The sequence below is a fragment of the Alphaproteobacteria bacterium genome (assembly GCA_030740435.1).
Lineage (GTDB): Bacteria > Pseudomonadota > Alphaproteobacteria > UBA2966 > UBA2966.
Map to the genome: position 1 here is coordinate 1 of JASLXG010000119.1, position 3,749 is coordinate 3,749.

Sequence of the window (3,749 nt, forward strand, 5' to 3'; positions counted from 1 at the left end):
CCGAGCCGCCAGTAACCACGACATTGCGTCCGCTGAAGTCGAAGGTGACGTTTGCATAAGGCTTCATGAGGCTATCTCCATAGATCTATCAACCCGCGAGCGGTCTGATCCGACATGGGCCGCGCGATCCCGCCTGCGCTCGAGACCTTGTCGCATCGCTTCTTCTTAGTCCTTGCCCGGCCGGCCGGGGCCTTTGAAGAACAACAGCACCAAACGGCTGTCGTCGTCGACCTTGACGCCGTGCTTGAGGTTAGCCGGCACGAAAAGCATGCTCGTGGGTTCGACGCGCACCTCTTGCGAACCGAAGGTGATGGTGCCGCGGCCTTCGAGCACCAAGAAAATCTCGTCCTGGCGCGGGTGGTGGTGCTCGACCGTGCTCTGACCGGGCTCGTAGAACACCGCTTCCGAGACGATGCAATCCGACAAAAAGAGGCGCTTGCGCACCCGCTTGTCGAGTGAGAATTCCGCTAGATCGGCGACCTTCAGAACCTCGTAGCCGGGTTTGCTTTCGCTCATCTCAGCTGTCTCCTCAGTCGTCCTTGATAAGATAATCGCGGAGGAAATCGGGGTCCGGCTCGAGGCCGATGCCGGGGCCATCGGGGACACGGACCTTGCCCTCGACCGGATCCCCGGCGGCGCCCCACATGCTGGCTTCGAGATCGACATAAAAACGCTCGAACGGCGCCTCGCCGGGCTGGGCCGCGAGAAATTGCAGCGTCGCCATCATGCCCGGCCCGAAGTAGGGCGAATGGGGCGCCAGCGCCACGTTCTGCACCTCACAAAGCGCCGCCACCTTGCGCAACTCGGTCAGGCCGCCGACTTTGGTAATGCTGGGCTGGGCGTAATCGACGGCGCCGCTGGCCAGCAGGGCCTCGAACTGCCAGGCCGTGCAGGCGTTCTCGCCGGCCGCGATGGGCACGCCGAACTGCGCTCGCAAGTCGGCCAGGGCGGCAAAATTCTCCGGCGGCCAGACCGGCTCCTCGAGCCAGTAGAGGTCGTGATCCACGAGTTCCTCGACGATCTCGGCGGCTTCCTCGGGCGACCAGGCACAGTTGACGTCGAGCATGATGGGAATGTCGTCGCCGGCCACCTCGCGGGCCGCCCGGACCTCGGGCTCGGCCCGCTCGTGCAGCTTGATGTAGCGGTAGCCGTCATTCAGGGCGCTCTGGGTGCGTTCCGCCACGACCTCGGAATCGAGGTATTTCATCAGGCTGGCATAGCACGCTACCTCGTCGCGCTGGCCGCCCAGCAGGCGTTGCAGCGGCAGGTTTGCCGCCCGCCCCGCCAGGTCCCAAAGGGCTATGTCGAGGCCGGAGAGCGCGAACATGGTGATGCCGTAACGACCCCAGAGGTGCAGGTCGATCTGCAGGTCGTGCATCAGGCCCCTGATCTCGCGGGCGTCGCGGCCCAGCGCCAGCGGCGCCACCATGGTATCGACGGCGGCCCGCGTGGCGGCCAGGCAGTTGTAGCAAAAGGCCTCGCCCCAGCCCACCAGGCCGCTTTCGGTCTCCACGCGCACGACCAGAATATCGAAGGCGTTCCAGTCGCGACCGCCGAAGCCACCGCTTTGGCCGCCGTGGCTGAAGGGTACGCGCAGGGGGAGGGTTTCGATCTTGGCTATTTTCATCTGCTCGGTTCCCCTTTCTAAACCGTGGCCACCGGTGTCACCGGCGAGCCCACGGCGCGCGGCAGCCGGAGCGGCGGTGCCGTCAGCATAAAGCGGTGGCGCCCGTTTTGCCGCAGCCAGGCGGCCAGGTCGGTAAGATACCAAAGCTCGGCCAAGGGCAGACCGAGCTTGAACAGGCAGTGGTGGTGCAGCGGCAGTGAACGGTCGGCGGTGGCCGAGCCGGGTTCGGGATCGCGCGCCGGGTGGGCCTCGACGGCGTAGTTGTCGGCACACAGGGCGGCGATGCCGCTGTCGCTTATCCACTGCAACAAACGCTCGTCGCGGCCGTCGAGGCAGGCGCAGCTGGTTTCCAGGGCCTGCTTGTCGGGCCGGCGTTCCATCTCCAGGATCAGCTCGGCGAAACCGGTGTGCAGCAGCAGCATGTCGCCGCTCTCGATCTCGACGCCGTCGCTCTCGCAGATGCGCTGGATGTCGTCGTAGCCCAGCAGCACGCGCTCGCGCCCGACGTGGGCGTGCAGGTCGATGAGCACGCCGCGGCCCTGCACGGGCTTGGCGGCGTAGTTGTCGATGCCCAGCGCCGTGGCGCCCTGGTGCGGGCCCAGCTCGACGACCTTGCCGTTCTCGTAGGCCACCGGTCCGGCCACCTCGTGGTCGGCGCGATAGCCGTTGTAGAAGACCTTCTCGGCCACGCCGTCGCCGTCGGCGTCGAAGCGGGCGCCGACGTGGCTCAGGGCATCCCACTGGCTGGAATACTGCAGCGTGATGGCCACCCGGTCGTCGCAGACCACGTCGACCACCCCCTCTTCCACGAGATCGAGGGGATAGGCGAAGTTCTGTTGTTCTCCGCGCAACGTGGGACTGAGCTCGGGAGGATGGCGACGTTCGTTGAGGATATTGCCGCCGGGATAGTCGAGCGGCAAGCTGAGGCAGAAGGCGATGCCTTGCTTTATTTCGGCGGCGCCCTGGCGCACCTTTTCGGGCGTCAGCAGGTTGAGCCTGCCGAGCTGGTCGTCGGCCCCGAAATCGCCCCAGGTCGAGCCCTCGGGACGATGTTTCCAGCGCTCGTTCATGGCGTTCTCCGTCTTGCCAGGGTAATCATCAGGCTGCCTTGCTGTCCTGCCGAGCCCGCCAGTTGCCGAAGTCCAGCGCGCTTTCCTCGATTTTTTCGATACGACAAATAATACAACGCGCGATCGAGCCGCCGATCACCGGATCGGTGTCGTCGCGCAAGGGCGTCAGCACGTTGGCGCCGACCGCCAGGGTGCCTTCGATGAGGTCCTCGCCGGGCATGTACCAAAGCCCCTCGGCATTCACCACGCGGGGGTGCATGCCCTCGAGGATGGCCACTTTGCGGACGATGGTGTGCGCGGTCGTGGGAGCCGCGATCTCGACCCAGTCGCCGGCCCGGACGCCGTGTTCGGCGGCGGTTTCGGACGACATCTCGATGGTCGGCCAGGGGCGGCGGTCATTGAGCCGGGGCACCTCGATGCCCAGCGTCGAATAGTATTCCACCGAGCGCGTGCCGGAGATCATCACCAGGGGATAGTCCCGGGCCAACTCGGGCGAGGCGTAGGGGCTGAGCGGCGGCTCGAGGAAGTCGGGCAGGGGGTCGTAACCAAACTCGGCCAGGCGGCGCGAGGTGAACTCGATCTTGCCCGAGGGCGTGTTGAAGCCCGGCTCGCCGTCGCGCCGCAGTTTGCCGCTGTGAAACTTGTCGGCTTCGTTGGGTGCCACGTAGCTGCCCATCTCGGCGAACTCGGCGAAGCTTAGCCCCAGCGGCTCGAGACGATATTCCAGGAGCTCCTCGTGGCTCGCCACCGGCAGCTTGTGGCCCAGCCCCATGCGCTTGAGCACTTCGATCACCGGCCAGGCCTCCTCGCGGGCCTCGCCCCGCGGCTCGATCGCCCGCACCCGGGCCGAGATCATGTTGAGGCCGGCGTATTCCGTGACGGCGTTGGATTCGAGGTGCGTGGTGATGGGCAGGACATAGTCCGCCATGGCCGCCGTCGGCGACATGAAGAGATCCGAGACGACTAGCAAGTCAAGCGCCCCGAGGGCCTCGAGCGTGGTGTAGGTGTCCTCCAGCCCGACCAGCGGATTGCACGACGTCCAGAGCGCCCGC

At 66.0% G+C, this 3,749-nt stretch carries 4 protein-coding genes; all 4 read right to left on the reverse strand.

Going from position 1 to position 3,749, the window contains the following annotated elements; translation table 11 throughout:
• Positions 1–165: 165 nt before the first annotated feature.
• Complete coding sequence (locus QGG75_12740; protein MDP6068099.1) at positions 166–516, reverse strand: cupin domain-containing protein; 351 nt, start codon at positions 514–516, stop codon at positions 166–168.
• 13 nt (positions 517–529) lie between these two features.
• Positions 530–1,627: a mandelate racemase/muconate lactonizing enzyme family protein gene (locus tag QGG75_12745; protein ID MDP6068100.1), complete on the reverse strand. Its 1,098-nt coding sequence runs from the start codon at positions 1,625–1,627 to the stop codon at positions 530–532.
• A gap of 17 nt (positions 1,628–1,644) precedes the next feature.
• The gene (locus tag QGG75_12750) at positions 1,645–2,697 is read right to left on the reverse strand and encodes a cyclase family protein (protein ID MDP6068101.1); all 1,053 of its coding nucleotides are present in this window, start codon (positions 2,695–2,697) and stop codon (positions 1,645–1,647) included.
• A gap of 28 nt (positions 2,698–2,725) precedes the next feature.
• A partial coding sequence (locus QGG75_12755; protein ID MDP6068102.1) for a molybdopterin dinucleotide binding domain-containing protein occupies positions 2,726–3,749 on the reverse strand: 1,024 nt, incomplete at its 5' end.

Coding starts and splice junctions, on each gene's coding strand:
- QGG75_12740 (MDP6068099.1), bottom strand. CDS start 516: ATGAGCGAAAGCAAACCCGGCTACGAGGTTCTGAAGGTCGCCGATCTA.
- QGG75_12745 (MDP6068100.1), bottom strand. CDS start 1,627: ATGAAAATAGCCAAGATCGAAACCCTCCCCCTGCGCGTACCCTTCAGC.
- QGG75_12750 (MDP6068101.1), bottom strand. CDS start 2,697: ATGAACGAGCGCTGGAAACATCGTCCCGAGGGCTCGACCTGGGGCGAT.